Source organism: Fictibacillus enclensis (assembly GCF_001457035.1).
In the GTDB taxonomy this organism is placed as follows: domain Bacteria; phylum Bacillota; class Bacilli; order Bacillales; family Fictibacillaceae; genus Fictibacillus_C; species Fictibacillus_C enclensis.
This window is the reverse complement of sequence record NZ_KQ758617.1, coordinates 81,689-97,496: the sequence shown is the minus strand read 5'-3', so window position 1 is coordinate 97,496 and position 15,808 is coordinate 81,689. Positions and strand designations below refer to the sequence as shown.

The following is a 15,808-nucleotide window of genomic DNA, read 5'->3' as shown; positions in this document are numbered from 1 at the left end:
CTGTCTGAATTCCTTTTCATCATACTATTTTTCGTTTTTGTTTTCCAACCGTCGCAATTTGTATGGATAAACTTCAACAGATCTGGCAACCCTAAAAAAGAAGAAGGCATCCCCCCTTCTTCTAGGGAGATTTCAGGTACTATATCACGATTTGAACAACCAAATTCAGGGAGATGATTCTCTTGGAAAAGATTATGGCTTACCCAGGCATATAATCCAATGGAATGAGGTGTTCGCTAAAAAATCGGAATGTATGTTTCCAGGTTCTCCTTTCTTCTCTAACCTCTATAGGAAAAGGGCTCTGCTTACGCAGGGCTCTTTTTCTTATGTAATTTCTAAATGTTCCAATAACATATGGTCCCAAGTTGTGCTAAAATGAGAAAAAACATTCGAGGTGATGGAATGAATCATGATGATCAATGCATTTTTTGTAAAATTGTACAAGGTGAAATCCCTGCCTACAAGGTCTATGAGGATGAAAATGTAGTAGCGTTTTTGGATATCAGCCAGGTTACAAAGGGACACACCCTGGTAATTCCGAAATCTCATCACAAAGATGTGTTTGCCCTGCCGTCTGAGACAGCCGGAAAATTGTTCTCTGCTGTACCCCAAATCGCTACTGCCATTAAAGAAGCGTTTGACCCGATCGGTTTAAATGTGCTGAACAATAATGGCGAAGCAGCCGGACAATCTGTATTCCACTATCATGTACATATTATCCCGCGCTATGGGAAAGGTGATGGCTTTGGAGCTGTTTGGGAAACACATGATTACACCAAAGAACAATTTGAGGAAATATCAAACAATATAGCATCCCGTCTTTCCTGATCAAACCGATCACTGCCTGTCTAAAGGCAGTTTTTTATTTCACCAGAGGAGGAACTTCATTCATGAAACAAGTGTATAATTTCAACGCCGGTCCCGCTGCTTTGCCGCGGGAAGTATTGGAAAAAGCGAAAGAAGAGCTTTTGGACTTTGAGGATACCGGAATCAGCATCATGGAGCACAGTCACCGCGGAAAGCATTATGAAGCGGTGCATGAGGAGGCAAAAAGCTTGTTAAAGGAGCTCTTATCCATCCCCAATGAGTATGAGATCCTATTTCTACAGGGCGGTGCAAGCCTGCAGTTTGCCATGATTCCCATGAATTTCATGAAACAAAACGAAAAGCCGGGCTACATCCTCACAGGGGCATGGTCAGAGAAAGCCCTGAAGGAAGCGAAAAAAATTGGGGAAGCTGAGGAAATCGTGTCGGGGAAATCTTCCAACTATTCCTCCATCCCCGAAATCCCTTCTCTTTCTTCCGATGACTATACGTATGTACACGTGACAAGCAACAACACCATTTTCGGTACGCAATGGGCTTCGTTCGACAACCTGGAGCACCCTTTCTTGATCGCTGATATGTCCAGTGACATTCTCAGCAAACGATTCCCTGTTGAAAAATTTGGAATGATCTATGCAGGCGCACAGAAGAATCTGGGGCCAGCTGGTGTTACCGTTGTTATTATGCGAAAGGATGTAGCGGACAAAGCAAATAAAGAACTTCCGACTATACTCTCTTATGAAACACATATCAAAAACCGTTCGCTTTATAATACACCACCTACTTTTTCAATCTATCTGCTAAAGCTGGTACTCGAGTGGGCAAAGGACCTGGGCGGTCTTGAAGAACTGGAAAGACGAAACAAGGAAAAAGCAAAGCTTATTTATGACGCTATTGATGAAAGCGGCGGCTTTTATACCGGCCATGCCGAAAAAGACAGCCGTTCTTTGATGAACATTACCTTCACCTTGCAAAACGAAGAGCTGACGAAGCAATTTTTAAAAGAGGCACAGGAGCAAGGATTCTCCGGACTTGCCGGACACCGTTCAGTTGGGGGATGCAGAGCTTCGGCGTATAATGCGGTTCCTATGGAAGCCTGCAAGGCACTAAAGAAATTTATGAATGAGTTTCAGGAAAAACAAGGTAATTAGGGCTTGTTGCCTGTTCAACGCTTGTGAAATTTGTTAAAATAAGATGAACTTCTTTGCAGAGGGCACGAGAGCACCTATGAAGGAAGTAACTAGTTGAGTTGAGGAGAGATGAGATATGAAAACAAGATCTTTAGCAATAACTGCTGTACTTTTAGCCTTGGGGTATGTCCTGCATGCCGTTATGCCCCCTTTATTTTTGGGCATGAGGCCTGACATGATGCTGACTATGCTATTTTTGACCATTATCATGTTTCCGGCGCTGTCCAATGTGATTGTCGCTGCACTGGCAACAGGGGTCATTACAGCCATTACAACCACTTTTCCAGGAGGGCAGATTGCCAACCTGGTAGACAAACCAATCAGTGCACTCGTATTTCTGGCACTATTCCTGTTGATTTCCCGTATTAAACTAAATGCCTTGACCGCTGCGATCCTCACACTTGTCGGAACCATGGTGAGCGGGTCCATTTTCCTAGGAACGGCTCTACTCGTAGCCGGACTTCCAGGAACATTTTCAGCCCTGTTCCTCACAGTTGTTCTGCCGACAGCTGCTATTAACTGTGTGGTCATGTTTGTGATTTATCCTGTGGCAAACAGCGTGCGTAAACGTACAGCGCCGCAGAACAGCAAAGCGGTTGCAGCTCAAAATACAGCAAAAAAAGCATAACAAAAAAGGGCCGGTACCTGGAATTAAGGTGCCGGCTTTATTGTTTGCTCTTTTTCTTCCCATTCCATGTAGTGATCGATTTCTTCCTTGATTGTTTTGTATAAAAAAGCGAGTACAGCCGCATCATCCAATAATCCAATTCCCACCAGGAAGTCGGGAACCGCATCAATCGGGCTGACAAAGTAAAGCAAGGCAGCAACCACAAGCATCATTGATTTTTTGGATACTTCGCGGTACGTGCCGTCACGGTAATGCTTCACCAGCCGGATCAAGCTTCTCACCTGGGTAATCAGCTCGCGAAGGCCGCTGTTGTTCTGTGCGGTTTCAGTTTTCTTCTCCGCATCCGTGATCAGCTCGCCCGTTTGCTTATCATCATCGAGAATGACAGAAGCTTTGCTTTTCATTTTGTTAAAATAGTTGCCAATGGTGTGACGCTCCATAATACTAAACCCCTTCCTCTTGACTTGTTGTTATTATACCTTTATCTCCTTTATTTCTAACATAAAAAAGCCGATTCACAAAGAATCAGCTTTCCCCTTTTTTCGTTATTTTATGACAAATACAATCAAAAAAAGCAAAAGTCCGCTAATTCCCATAAGACCGACAAATAAAGCTTTTTTTCTTTGTCTAATAATCTGTGTGTTACGAAAAGAGTAATGGCGGGTAGTGTTTAATGAGTACAGCATACGTATAATCAGAAACAGTCCTGCAGCCAGAAAAAACCAAGATATCCAGCTCATCTGTCCTCACCCCCTATTAAGATATTCAGGCGCCTGTCCAAACATGCCGAAAAACATCGTTAAATATTTCTCATTTCGGGAAATTTTTTAATAGGAATTTTTCTTTAACAGCAAGAAAGTAATTAGTAAATATAAAAGAGGAGGAATTAATCATGGCTAAAACAAAATCTCTACTTTACGGTTTCGCGATCGGAACAATTATTACAGGTGCTACTGCGCTTCTCTCCGCTCCCAAATCGGGCAAGGACGTCAGACAGGATATTAAAAACGGGGCGGCCAAGCTGAAAGGATCGGTTTCCAAAATGAAACAAAACAGCATCACATTGAAGGAAAAAGTGATGTTTATATCAAAGGAAGGTAAAGATGCCTTCAAGCAGGCATCAGCTGATCTGAAAAAGGACATCAGCCACTGGAAGGAAGGTGTCCAGCCCAACATGGAACATATTCAGGAGGGTGTAAAGGAAATCCAGGGAACCATTGAAGAGACAAAAAGCACTGTGGCAAAATAAAATTCACCAGGGATCTCCTAAAAAGGAGATTTCTTTTGTTACGGACGAAATCATCGTTGCTATCTTATCATACTTAAGTTTCGCGCCTTTATTACCAATTTTTCTTGCGTTTTTCAAAAATTTTACTTTCTTATTATAGGAAACACTGGCATAATGAGGAATAGATTGATGTTCTTATATGTTGTAATGGAGGGCATTTGGTATGGATAAGAATAATTTAACGAGTTTAAAAGAAGCGATGATTTTCAGTCAGACATTCGCTCAAATCAGTAAGGCGCTATGGAAAAGCGTGGAAAAAGACTGGCAAAATTGGATCAAGGATTTTGGGTTAAACATAAATGAACACCATATTTTATGGATTGCTCACCATCTGGAAGGGGCAAGCATTTCCGATATCGCAAAGTTTGGTGTCATGCATGTTTCCACTGCATTCAATTTTTCGAAAAAGCTGGAAGAACAAGGATATCTGTCTTTTTCCAAAAGAGAAAACGACAAGCGGAATACATACATTCAATTGACAGATAAGGGTGAAGAATTGCTCTTAAAAACAATGGAAACGTATGATCCAGCCAAATTTGGTGTTTATACATCAGCACTGCCGATCAAGGACCTTTTTGGGAAGTTTCCCGAATTCCCTGAGATTATGAGCATGCTTCGAAATATTTATGGTGAGGATTTTATGACCATTTTTAACAAACTGGAAGAAAAAATAGAGGAAAGCCTTGAGGAGAAAACACCGAGCAATGTCATTCCGATGACCCCAGAGCTGGCCAGCGTTCATTCATAACGCCGTGCCAGTTCATAGAGTTTATCCATGAGTTCTGGATGAATTCCCTGGAGACGCAAAACTTCGATGGTTTCTCCCGGCTTCAACTTTGAATTGAGCATTCCGGCGAAATGGAGAAGAAGAGGAAGGTATTGGACATAGCCGTTCTCCGTCTGAGCGGTGAAACGCCGGTGAAGTTCATTACACAATGAAAGGACATCTTCCACTTCTGCCTCGGTGAGGTGTTTTTCCATCACCAGTGTGTAGAAGGGATATGTCCTTAAATTAATCGATTGTACAGTCAGCCAGTTATAATACTCCAGCCGTTCAACACGTTCTTCAATCGTTTCCATCTTCATCCTGCTTTCTTTATCGTCGATCTATACTTTCTATTGTATAGCAAAGCCGCCTTTTTTGTAAGGCGGCTTTCTTGTTTTCTTCAAAATTTCTCCATATACTGCCTGCTTGTCTGCAATTACTTGCTCAATACATCGATGATAATTTCATCGTTTTTTAAATCCACCTTTTTTGCCTTTACTTCAATGTGTTTCTTCACCTTCATCTTTGTCAGCTGGACCTGGATCAGTTCCTCCTGCGGATAAACCTTAACCCACTTCGGCAGATCCACCGTATTGGATACCAGAGTGAGAACCTGTTCTCCCGGCAGGTTCAGCCTTCCTACCCGGACATTCTTTTCATGAAGAACCAAATCTCCGTTTTTCATTACTTCAGGATCGAGGTCCATCTGGTACATGATTTCCCGTCCAAACAAGTCTGCCTTACCGAGCAGTTTTACCTGATCGGTGAGCTCAGCTTTCATGTTCACACCTTTTTGGTCTTCGAGCTCTTTATTCATTAAAAAAGCAGCCTGCTCCTTGCCTGTATGTATGGTGAACAACTTTTTCCCTGCCGGCAATGAATCATTGGCATTTTGATCAAAATTCTTCTCTCCTCCGGAAAACAGCAAAGAAACAACGATGATGAGCCCGATGACCACTAGAGCAGCCAAGGTCAAAAAGGCCCACTTCCATTTATTTATCATTTATATCCTCCATCCGTGCTTTTTTTCTATTCTTATTCTCCAACTTTTGTTAAAGTAAGAATGGTAGCTTTTTATGGAGGTATTGTAACATGCCAGGATTAATATTTGTAATTCTTGCACCTATATTTTTGTTCATCTTTAATGCCCTGACGAATGAACTCTGTGCAAAAAAATCCATTCCGGCTGAAAGTCAGCCCAATGTATTCCGTACAATCAATGTTTTAATCACATTGCTTTTAGTCAGTGCCTATGTAGAAAACATTTTTACATACTAACAAAGGGGATGGCATGCGCCTCCCCTCCGTGCTTCATTAGCAAAAACAAATACAGCCAATAATAATGAGTAGAATAATCAATACAACAATCAGCTCAAAGCCACCAGCTATACCGCTCATTGTTTACCTCCTCCGGCGAAAATCACCGGTTTACTACTGTAGTGCACGGCAGGTGCTTAGCACCAGCCTCCCCAACATACACATCCGACGATGATCAACAGAATAAACAACACAACGATTAACGCGAAGCCTCTTCCATGTGCGAAACCCATGATGCCACCTCCTTTATTTCTTACGGTATCCTATGCAGCCTATTCCCGTGGGGCCTAGGCGAATGCCTGAATTCGTGAAGATTTTTTAAACTCATGCCTACTCGTCCTTTTGGTTCCTTAGCATGCAAAGCAGGTACAACCAATGATAATCAGCAAAATGAATAGAATAATCAGGAGTAAAAAGCTATGGCCCAATCCTGTACCGCACCCCATTCTAAATCTCCTCCTTTGTTCTTCTCCACATCATATAGTGATATGTCACGGTTTGATTAGACGAATGTCACGGTTTCCTAAAATTTCTTCTTCGCTTGCAAAGTAAATATGTGTAATTTTTCTCATAATTGTCATGATGCATAGTACTTTTTTGAATGTTTATGCTATAGTAGAAACAGTGAAAATATTACTCGAACAGTGGGAGTGTGTCAGATGAAAAAATGGTTAGTGTCCCTTGGACTTGCTGCCGGAGTTCTGTCGCTGTCTGCGTGCAACTCAGGTGCAGGATCAGAGAAAGTTGTGGAATCCAAAGCTGGAGACATCACCAAGGATCAATTCTACAATGAGCTTAAGGCCCAGTACGGCGATCAGGTTCTTAAGCAAATGGTAGATAACAAGCTTCTCGAAAAAAAGTACAAGGTTACAGATAAAGAAATTAACACCGAAATCGATAAAATCAAAAAAGAGCTGGGCGGCGACGACCAGTTTAAACAAGCGTTGAAGCAAAACGGCATCAAGAGTGAAAAAGACTTGAAAAAGCTTGTTAAAACCCAGCTGTTAAATAAAAAAGCGGCAACGGATGGCGTAAAAGTAACCGATAAAGAAATGCAGAAGCTCTTCAATGACAAGTACAAAGAAGAAGTAAAAGCGAGCCACATTTTGGTGGATGATAAAAAGACAGCAGATGAAGTAAAGGCGAAGCTTGATAAAGGCGGAGATTTCAAAAAACTTGCTGAGCAATATTCCAAAGACCCAGGTTCTAAAACCAAAGGTGGAGAACTTGGCTACTTTGGCAAGGGCCAGATGGTTCCTGAGTTTGACAAGGTTGCATTCAAACTTAAGCCTGGACAAGTCAGCGATCCGATCAAGACCCAGTTCGGCTACCACATTATTAAAGTCGAAGACAAAAAGAGCAATAAGTTTGAAGATAAAAAGAAACAAATCAAGGAAGAATTGCAGCAGCAAAAAGCAAAATCAACTGACGAAGTCATTTCCAAGCTTCAGAAGGATGCAGACATCAAGATCAATGACAAAGATCTTAAGGATGCCCTTAAGAAGCAAGATACACAATTACCGCAGCAAACACAGTAATCCGGGTATCTACCCGTTTGAGGATGGCTCATTTAAGAGTCTCCTCTTTTTGTTTCAACCACTCCTGCTCACTATAGATCAAAATAAAAAAACCGGCCAATTGGCCGGTTTTTTATTCATTTACTGATTTGTTTCTCCGCTCCCGCTCTTCAGCGATCCGCTTCATGAAAACTTCCCCTTCTTGTTCGATCACCTTCAAGTCCAGTTTCTTTTGTTCAGATCCCAAGTTGTAACTGCGGTAGGCGCTGAATATAATGCCTGCCACCACAAAATAAACCCAAAATGGCGTAAGATCAAAGAAATACTGAATAGGAGCAAAAAATTGCTTTAAAACAAACAGAACAACCAGCAAAACGCCAAGACCCAGGGCTACATATCCTTTCATTTCCCTTCCTCCCATAGACAAGCTTCGTATTTCCATCTTATGAAAGGAGAAAGGAATATATGTCACCCTGATGGTCTTTTTATTAACCGGCCGATTGCGGAGCCACTGCCTCCTGTTTGTTTTCCGCCGCCCGTTTTTGATCATGGAGACGAAACATCACGTGGTACATAAAGGCGCTGATTACCGTTAACACAAACAGAAGAAAGAACGTCCATCGGAAACCAATCCACAGCGTAAGCGGAATCGCCAATGGCGCAAGGCTGCGGCCGATTGAATAACGAAGTCCTGCTGCGGCGAAGTATTGACCGCGCATATGCTCCGGAGCAAGCTTGGAGATAAAGCTTTCCTGAATCCCAACCACCATGAGCTCCGCAGCGGTAAAGATCGCAATAGCCAATAACAGAAACCACAGAATCGTTGTATTCCCGTATAAAAGCATCGCCACTCCATATAAAAGAGAAGAAATTACAAACACATTCCCCTCTTTATATTTGTTCATCCACTTTGACATAAATACGGTGAACAAAGCGACCAACAGCCCGTTTGTCGAAACAATGTACCCAAATGCCTTTTCACCGGTAAGGGAAAATGACCAATTCCCAAGATGCAGAAGCGTTTGGACAGGCACCTTTTCGGTCGTATAAACAGCAATCAATAAATCGAGCTGCATAAACGTCTGTGCCACTAGGATACCTGCAAGAATAAACAGCAGAAACAGCTTATCCTTTGCAATGACACGGTAGTCCTTAAGCTGATTGAGGACAACCTGGTTCCACTTTTTCGGGCTTCCTGCCTGGTCCTCTGCAATCGGCTTTTTCTCCGGCACCGTTTCCCTGATATACTTTTGCAGTACAAATGTCAGAATAATACCGACAATCGTACAGGCCAGCAGCAGCTCAAACCGGTAATCAAAGAAGAAAATACTGCCCAGCGCAGGGCCAAAAACCACTGATATGTTGATACTTGTATAAAAAACAGCAAATACTTCACTGCGGTTCTTTTCAGGTACAACATCTGCAATCATCGCATGGCTGGCAGGCCAGTACAATGAACCGAATAATCCTAAAGCGGTAAACGCCAAAAAGGTTAATACCGGTGAATCCAGCCATGGAGAATTGGCAAGTGCAAAAACGGCAAAGGACACCGCTTGGCCCGCACCGGCAATTACCATCATTCTTTTTCTGCCAAACGTATCCGCACAATAGCCGCCAACCAGATTGGTAACAACGCCGACAAGCTGGGAAGCCACCAAAAGCATCCCTGCCTGTTCTTTTCCAAGTTGATCCGAAAAATAAATCGCCATGTACGGGAAAAACATCCAAAATAATAAATTAATAACAAACTCGCCAAGCAGGCGGACCTTAATGTTTCTGTCCCAATCTTTCCATTTCATTCCCATCACACTCTTTTCATCGTTTAAAATCCATTACAAATTCTCCCGGTCTCTTGAGGGAAGGGCAGGAAAGCATAAAAAAGCCTGCAGCTGCGCAATTCCACGTCAACTACAGGCTTCACCGTACGTTTTAGAAGGCCCGTGAGCTGACAGATAAACCAACACTCAAGAGAAAGGGTCATAACTGAATAAATCAATACTGTACATGAAAAACGCAAAGAAACAGATGTTCTTTTTGGCCATCATGGTACATGGTTGATTTACTCAGTTATTTAGCAGACACCTTTACTTGAACAATGGGTTTCATCTGTCATAGCCTCCATCTCATTAATCTCTCTTACAATTTACCATACTCCCCCGCTTTAAGACAATTACTTTTTTACCAATTCCTGTTCAAAAAGCGGTTTGTAGAGGCTTCTGTTCTCCAGAGGAAAAATCTTTTCCGTGAATTCCCCTGGTTCCACTTTGCCCAGTGCACGGTCCATCATGTTGATTTTAGCATCAAAGTTATCGATCATATGAAGGATTTCTGCTTCCCGGATCATTGGGGCCTTGGGGCTGCCCCACTCCGGCTTGCTGTGATGGCTAAGCACCAGGTGCTGAAGGACCGTCACTTCTTCTCCTTCAATATCGAGCTCTTTGGCGACAATCCCAATTTCGTTGACCATAATGGAGATATGTCCAAGAAGCTTGCCTTCGAGTGTATAATTTGCCGCCACAGGCCCGGAAAGCTCGATGACTTTTCCAAGGTCATGCAGAATAATGCCAGAGTACAGCAAATCGGTGTTCAATGATGGATAGAGGCTTGCAATCCCTCTTGCCAAATCAAGCATGGAGACGACATGATAGGCGAGGCCCGAAACAAACTCATGATGATTTTTCACGGCTGCAGGATACTTTAGAAAGTCTTCCTGATACTTTTTCAGAAGATGCCTCGTAATCCTTTGGATATTGGGATTTTGCATATCAAAGATGTATTGCGTGATTTTTTCCATCATCACATCTTCTGAAAGCGGAGCCGTTTCCACAAAGTCTCCGATTTTTATGCCGTCCATATCATTAGCGGGACGGATGTGCTTTAGTTTCAGCTGAAGCTTGCCTCTGTAGCTGCTCATCTCCCCTATGATCTTGATCAGTGCCTGAGGAACATACTGCTGCTCGTCTTCGGGAGAGCAGTCCCATAATTTTGCTTCAATATCTCCCGTCTGGTCCTGAAGCGTTAAGTTTAAAAATGGCTTTCCGTTACTGGCAGTTGATTTCGAGGAAGATTTAATCATCAGATAGGAATCTATCATCTCTCCCACTTTATAATGGGCCAAACCTTTTTTCATATGCGCACCTCATCTTTTAATAAGTATAGTAGTCTATGACAGCCTGTCTTTGGGCAGAATGACTTCAAATAAGATGCCGTCATCAACATTGGTTACCTTTGGTTTCCCTCCGTGCAGCTCCGCAATCCGGTTCACAATCGCCAGGCCAAGGCCGAATTGTCCTTTATTGCCTTTGCGGAACGGCAGGAAAAGCGTTTCGCGGTCACGATCGGATAGTTGCTCCCCATCATTCCAAACGCCAAGGGCAATGTTGCTGCCTTCTTCTTTTGCCGATAAAACAATCCGGGAATTGGCATATCTCATGGCATTCTGAATGAAGTTCTCAAAAACAATGGTGATTTGCTCACGATCTCCCCAGAACAGCACTTCATCACCTGTAATCGTGAATTCAATGTCATCCCTCTGAAACCGGAAGCGGCTGATAATCTCTTCGGCGAGCACTCCAAAATAGATCAGTTCCCATTGAAGAGTCTGCTGCTTAAGTGTATCAAGCTTTGTGAAATACAGCATGTTTTTCACCCGGTTTTCCATACGGTTCGCTTCACTCAAAATGACATCCATCATATCCTCTACATTGTTTTTCGGCATGATTCCGTCTTTCACCGACTGTGCGTAGCTTTTTATGGTCATCACCGGTGTCTTCAGTTCGTGGGAAGCATGCTGAATAAAGGTTTTCTGGGCAGTATCATAGCGGATCAAATTTTGCCGCATCGTTTCAAACTGCTGAGACAGCCGCTGAAATTCATCATCTTCATGCCAGATAAACGGCTCTTTCCAGTTTCGTTTGGCGATCTGTTCAAAACGTTTCCCAAGAATGGTAAGCGGTGCCCGCAAATACCGTGCCATCCAGAGCGCGGGGATCACGGCAATCATTCCGGTGAAAAACAGAATCCACAAGAGGCGCGTCCACAACCGGTCGACCATCTGGTCGCGATACGTATCCCACATGTAGGAAATCAGGTAAAAATTGCCCTGCGAGTGAGTTTCAAGTCTTTTCACAATGTAAAAAAGGGTGGCATCCCCATACGTAAGTTCATATTTTTGCTGCGACTTTTTTTGTTTATAGGCATGGGAGCTCATTTCACCTAGCACCCGCTCCGGAATATAATCTCCTTTTGTTCCCAGGTAATCGTTCTTGATCACTACATGGCCGACAGAGCGGCCCAGTTTTCTTCGTTCTATAAAATCAATGGAAGAGTCGGGATCAGGAACTTCCTTGTCCTGGTCCATCAGTTTATCCTGCTCCAGTGAGATAATTTTGTAGGTTTCATCTGTCATCGTTTTTTTTATGGAAAGAGGAAAAATAATGGCGAGTACAAGCCCGATCAGCAAAATGAGCAGGGCAAACGAGATCCAGATTCTTTGCGTCAGATTCAGCCGAATCATGAAGTTACAATCCTGTACCCGTTGCCATAGACCGTTTCAAGGTTTAAGCGGGGCATTTTCTTTCTGACCCGCCGGATCACGTCATCCACAGCACGTTCTGAACCGAAATAATCGGTCCCCCACACATGGGACAGAATCTCTTCCCTTGCCTTGGATGTTCCCAAATTTTCGATCAAGTACAAAAGCACATCCATTTCCTTTGATGTCAGGTTGATTAGTTCGTCATCAAACGTGATTTTTCTGGCGACAGGATCGATCACATAACCGGTAATTTCAATCTTCTTCGGCGCCATTGCTCCGGTTTCGTAAATCCGGGTTAACAGTTTTTTGGCGCGAATGACAAGTTCACGCGGCATAAAAGGCTTCGCCAAATAATCATCGCTTCCCAGCTCAAGTCCTACGATGCGGTCAAGATCCTGGTCTCTTGCAGAAATAAAAATGACCGGGGTGTCAGCATGCTGTTTGATTTTCCGCAGTACTTCATACCCGTCAATACCGGGCAGCATAATATCCAGAATCCATAGGTGAGGGGCATCCGTTACATTCCGGGCTGCCTCTTCCCCATTATTGAAGGCGGTCACGTTCCAACCTTCTTGTTCCATATAGGCTTTTAACACTTGCGCAAGATTTTCTTCATCTTCCACAAGGTAAATTTGGTAGTCAGACATTGATTGTCCCCTCCTGTTTTGCGCTTCTTTCATTTCTTTATATCATAACGCATCCGCTTATGAAAAAGCACCTTCCTGGCGGTAGGCACCCTCTTGCTTCTTTAACGAGATGACCGGAACGGATGGCCGGTCTTGAAACAGATGCTCATGGCATGTGAAAAATATCATTTGCTGGCCCGGACCCATCGAAGTCAGAAGATCCAGCGTATGCTTAGTCCGTACCGCATCAAAGTTAACCGTAATGTCATCCATGATCAATGGCATGCTCTCCTTTTGATAGAGGGACGCTAGAGAAAGCCGTACACACAAATACAATTGTTCCGCCGTGCCTCTGCTCAGTTCTCCCGGATGAAATCGTACGCCGTCATGCCGCTCGAGCTCCAGACTGTTCTGGCCGCCTCCCGACAAATACAACTGGACATACCTTGCGTTTGTCATTTTTGAAAAATAAAGCGAGGCCTGTTTGATGATGGCGGGCAGACGCTCGGCATGAAATTGTTCTTTGGTTTTCTTTAGAAGATCGGCTGCAATTTTGTACACACTCCACATTTTAGCCTGTTCTCCCAATGCATTGCGGAGATTTTCATATCGCTGCAGGCATTCCGAATAACTTTCCTCGTTTTGAAGTGTCTGCAGAACAAGGGAAAGCTCTGCACTTTTTCGCTGCAGCTGCTCCAGCTGCTGTTCTTTTTCTTTCAGCTCCGCTTCTGCCGAAGCATTTTCCTTGTCCACATTAAAGTCCTTATCCAGCAAAATGTCCGCCAGCTCTTGTACTTCTTCCCCTGTATAGCCAAACGATTGCAACTGAAAAGAAGCCTGTTCCAGCAGTTCGATTGTTCTTTTTCGTGTCTCTGCCTGCTTTCCTTTGAGCCTGAAAGCTTCCTCGTTCTGGGCTTTTGCCTGCGATAGGAGTTTGTTAATTTCCAAACCGTAACTCTGTTGTTTTGTGATCACTTCATTTAGATGTTCATTGGCGGTCGTTAATTTATCCTGCAGCGTTTCTTGCGCCTGGACTTTCTCTTTTTCTTGCTGCAGCAGCAGCCGTGCCTCCGTAACCTTCTCCAGATAGGAGGATTCCTCCGGCAGGCGGAGCCGGTGCGTCAGTGTGTCAGCCTCTTCAAGAATGACGGAAATCCGTTTGTCTGCTTGTGCAATGTTTAAAAGCAGCTGTTTTCTTTCCAAAACAATTTCTTTCAGCTTTTCGATCTTTTCGAAGTATCCCGGGATAAGAAGATAGCTCCAGGGTCCGGTGTAATGGTTTTTCTCGCACCATTGCTGAACCGCGGCTTCGTTATCATATTGATCAAGCTCCAGCTTGTCATAGTTAGCAGCCTGCTGCTGGTAAGAGTGTTCCAGCCGTTTGGCTTCTTCTCTCATTCTTTCAAGCTCCGTTCGCTTCGCTCTTTCATCCGCATATCTTTCATTAATCATGTCCAGTTCTGATAAGCTGGAAACACCTGAGAGTTCACCTTCAAGTGTCCGGATTTTGGCTAAAAGCTCTACATCATTTGTGCCAGCTGAGTAAGACTCATTTTTCCGGTTTGAACTCTTGATCCATAAATAGGCACCTGCTCCCAATGCCACGGCAAAAAGTGCCGTCCCAAAGAGCTCCCCTTTGACGGCAAGGTACATCAGGCAGCCTGCCGCCAAAAAGCCGAACACCAGAAAGGGCAGCAAATGTATAGAAGCAGAAGGAGTGTGCTGACGTTTCCCATTGGTTTGCGCCATCAGTGCCTGAAGCTGCTCCTTTTCAACCAACAGTCGCCTGTTGGTTGAATCCCTCTCCGATCGTTCTTTTAATTTATGAAACTCCTGTTCTTCCAGTACTCTTCCTTCATGCTGGCGCAGCCCTTCTTCAGCGGATTCAAGCCGCTCACGTGCGTTCTCAAGCTCCTGATCCAGCCAGCCTTTCTTTTGATTCAGCAAATCCGCCTTCTTAATTAATACGAGAAGTTCATTTTTGGAAGCCAGCCCCGTATCGAGCCGTTCCAACTCCTCTGTTGTTCCCAAAAAGCCGGTTTCATCTTTTAAGCGCCGGGCTTCCATTTGAACGAATTCTACTTTTTGGACCCAGCCGCGTTTTTCCTCCAGCAATTGTTCAAGATCGTGGCTCTTCTGACCGGCGGAAACGACGAGGCTTTCGGATAGCAGCACATCTTCATTGATTCGAAGGGCATTAAGCTGTTTTTCGATTTCGTGCACCTTGTTTTGAAAAACAGTCAAATCTCCCTCCACATCCAGCCGTTTCTCCTGAAGCTGTTCCAATAGGTGAAGTCCGTTTTCCGGGAAGCTGTTCTCTGGCAGTGCTCGAAGTGCAAGCTGATGCTCTTTCCACTTTCGAAGAGCAGGAAGTACATTTTTCCACTTCTTTGTGTTGTACCAATGATCCTGAAGTTGCTTCTTCTCTTCTTCTGCCTCCCTGATCGCTTCCTCTGTTTTTTTAAGTTCTTGAAGGGAAGGCTGAAACTCCTCATTTTTTCTTTTCCATTTCCTGAGTTCCTCTTCCGTGCTTTCCAGTTGCTGAAGCAATTCATTAATTACCGGTTTTCTTCCTCCCGGTTTAAACAGCGTGGTCTGCTTTTTCTCCAGTAGACCTTCAAGCTGTTGCAGTTCCCTGCTGCCGGTCATTCCCGCACCCAAAAGGTAATTCCCCAGTTGTTCAGAGCTTAATTTTTCAATTTCCTGAAGCCCTTCAAGACCAAAACAGTAAATGCCCTGAAACAGGGGACGGTCCATTCCTTTCAGCACCATACGAAGAAGCTCTTCTCCTCCCTGAAGTCCATTTTCACCGTAAACCGTCACATTCCCGGCTGCTTTGCCGGCAACCCGTTCAATAGTTAAATCCCCATATGCATCGGTATGAATGCTGATGGAACCGCCAATCCGGTTTCCATCTTTCGGCTCATACCGCCTCTCGTTCGTCACCTTGGAAGGAAAGCCAAAAAGCATACAGGTAATAAAATTCATGAGCGTCGTTTTTCCTGCTTCATTTTCTCCTGAAATGAAAAGAGGACCCCGGGATAATTGATCGATTTTGAGGTTGTGAAACTTGCCAAAATGATAGATGTGCAGCTTTTTAATCCACATATCCCG

19 protein-coding genes are annotated in these 15,808 nt (G+C 43.8%); 7 read left to right on the top strand and 12 right to left on the bottom strand.

The genetic code is table 11. The features are described from left to right. The first annotated feature begins 402 nt into the window (after positions 1-402). From AS030_RS00585 to AS030_RS00575, 3 genes are all read left to right on the top strand, one after another. Positions 403-828, top strand: coding sequence for an HIT family protein (locus tag AS030_RS00585; protein WP_061967238.1), 426 nt, complete (start codon positions 403-405; stop codon positions 826-828). 62 nt (positions 829-890) lie between these two features. After that, positions 891-1,976 carry a 3-phosphoserine/phosphohydroxythreonine transaminase gene (gene serC / locus AS030_RS00580; RefSeq protein ID WP_061967236.1) on the top strand — a complete coding sequence of 362 codons (1,086 nt, stop codon included), beginning with the start codon at positions 891-893 and terminating at the stop codon, positions 1,974-1,976. A gap of 115 nt (positions 1,977-2,091) precedes the next feature. Further along, a complete protein-coding gene (locus tag AS030_RS00575; RefSeq protein ID WP_061967234.1) occupies positions 2,092-2,643 on the top strand; it encodes a tryptophan transporter in 552 nt (183 codons plus the stop codon). A 23-nt stretch (positions 2,644-2,666) separates the two neighbouring features. Here the strand turns inward: AS030_RS00575 and AS030_RS00570 are convergent, their stop codons facing one another. Next, on the bottom strand, positions 2,667-3,083 hold the full coding sequence (locus tag AS030_RS00570; protein ID WP_061967231.1) for a YkvA family protein: 417 nt from the start codon (positions 3,081-3,083) through the stop codon (positions 2,667-2,669). 452 nt (positions 3,084-3,535) lie between these two features. Between AS030_RS00570 and AS030_RS00560 the strand changes: the two genes are divergently transcribed. Then, positions 3,536-3,892 (top strand): YtxH domain-containing protein, encoded by a 357-nt coding sequence (locus tag AS030_RS00560; protein ID WP_061967226.1) that lies wholly within the window; start codon positions 3,536-3,538, stop codon positions 3,890-3,892. Positions 3,893-4,094: 202 nt separating this feature from the next. Further along, positions 4,095-4,679 carry an HTH-type transcriptional regulator Hpr gene (locus tag AS030_RS00555; protein ID WP_061967224.1) on the top strand — a complete coding sequence of 195 codons (585 nt, stop codon included), beginning with the start codon at positions 4,095-4,097 and terminating at the stop codon, positions 4,677-4,679. Here the strand turns inward: AS030_RS00555 and AS030_RS00550 are convergent. Together AS030_RS00550 and AS030_RS00545 are read right to left on the bottom strand one after the other, a co-directional pair. Then, entirely contained in the window at positions 4,670-5,011 is a 342-nt protein-coding gene (locus AS030_RS00550; protein ID WP_061967222.1) for a DUF1878 family protein, read from the bottom strand. The two genes, AS030_RS00555 and AS030_RS00550, sit on opposite strands and share 10 nt — an antisense overlap. A 122-nt stretch (positions 5,012-5,133) precedes the next feature. Then, on the bottom strand, positions 5,134-5,700 hold the full coding sequence (locus AS030_RS00545; RefSeq protein ID WP_061967220.1) for a YpmS family protein: 567 nt from the start codon (positions 5,698-5,700) through the stop codon (positions 5,134-5,136). Positions 5,701-5,789: 89 nt separating this feature from the next. Here AS030_RS00545 and AS030_RS00540 point away from each other — a divergent pair, with 89 nt between their 5' ends. Beyond that, the gene (locus AS030_RS00540) at positions 5,790-5,975 is read left to right on the top strand and encodes a hypothetical protein (RefSeq protein WP_061967217.1); all 186 of its coding nucleotides are present in this window, start codon (positions 5,790-5,792) and stop codon (positions 5,973-5,975) included. Between the two features lie 36 nt (positions 5,976-6,011). Here AS030_RS00540 and AS030_RS22790 read toward each other — a convergent pair whose 3' ends face one another. The 3 genes from AS030_RS22790 to AS030_RS22780 all read right to left on the bottom strand — a co-directional run bounded on the left by AS030_RS22790 (position 6,012) and on the right by AS030_RS22780 (position 6,460). Continuing rightward, on the bottom strand, positions 6,012-6,095 hold the full coding sequence (locus AS030_RS22790; RefSeq protein ID WP_074440427.1) for a YjcZ family sporulation protein: 84 nt from the start codon (positions 6,093-6,095) through the stop codon (positions 6,012-6,014). A 56-nt stretch (positions 6,096-6,151) separates the two neighbouring features. Beyond that, positions 6,152-6,247: a YjcZ family sporulation protein gene (locus tag AS030_RS22785; RefSeq protein ID WP_074440426.1), complete on the bottom strand. Its 96-nt coding sequence runs from the start codon at positions 6,245-6,247 to the stop codon at positions 6,152-6,154. Positions 6,248-6,364: 117 nt separating this feature from the next. Next, positions 6,365-6,460 (bottom strand): YjcZ family sporulation protein, encoded by a 96-nt coding sequence (locus AS030_RS22780; protein ID WP_074440425.1) that lies wholly within the window; start codon positions 6,458-6,460, stop codon positions 6,365-6,367. Positions 6,461-6,673: 213 nt separating this feature from the next. Between AS030_RS22780 and AS030_RS00535 the strand changes: the two genes are divergently transcribed. Further along, positions 6,674-7,552 (top strand): peptidylprolyl isomerase, encoded by an 879-nt coding sequence (locus tag AS030_RS00535; RefSeq protein WP_061967215.1) that lies wholly within the window; start codon positions 6,674-6,676, stop codon positions 7,550-7,552. Positions 7,553-7,664: 112 nt separating this feature from the next. On the opposite strand, the gene AS030_RS00530 is transcribed toward AS030_RS00535, so the two are convergent. From AS030_RS00530 to AS030_RS00505, 6 genes are all read right to left on the bottom strand, one after another. Beyond that, positions 7,665-7,937 (bottom strand): sporulation YhaL family protein, encoded by a 273-nt coding sequence (locus tag AS030_RS00530; RefSeq protein WP_082635661.1) that lies wholly within the window; start codon positions 7,935-7,937, stop codon positions 7,665-7,667. An 82-nt stretch (positions 7,938-8,019) separates the two neighbouring features. After that, the gene (locus tag AS030_RS00525) at positions 8,020-9,330 is read right to left on the bottom strand and encodes an MDR family MFS transporter (protein ID WP_061967213.1); all 1,311 of its coding nucleotides are present in this window, start codon (positions 9,328-9,330) and stop codon (positions 8,020-8,022) included. A 371-nt stretch (positions 9,331-9,701) separates the two neighbouring features. After that, positions 9,702-10,661, bottom strand: coding sequence for a 3'-5' exoribonuclease YhaM (gene yhaM, locus AS030_RS00520; RefSeq protein WP_061967211.1), 960 nt, complete (start codon positions 10,659-10,661; stop codon positions 9,702-9,704). Positions 10,662-10,694: 33 nt separating this feature from the next. Next, entirely contained in the window at positions 10,695-12,047 is a 1,353-nt protein-coding gene (locus tag AS030_RS00515) for a sensor histidine kinase (protein ID WP_061967209.1), read from the bottom strand. Further along, positions 12,044-12,715: a response regulator transcription factor gene (locus tag AS030_RS00510; protein ID WP_061967207.1), complete on the bottom strand. Its 672-nt coding sequence runs from the start codon at positions 12,713-12,715 to the stop codon at positions 12,044-12,046. Before AS030_RS00510 ends, AS030_RS00515 begins: the two co-directional genes overlap by 4 nt. A 57-nt stretch (positions 12,716-12,772) precedes the next feature. After that, positions 12,773-15,802: an ATP-binding protein gene (locus AS030_RS00505; protein ID WP_061967205.1), complete on the bottom strand. Its 3,030-nt coding sequence runs from the start codon at positions 15,800-15,802 to the stop codon at positions 12,773-12,775. Positions 15,803-15,808 lie beyond the last annotated feature (6 nt).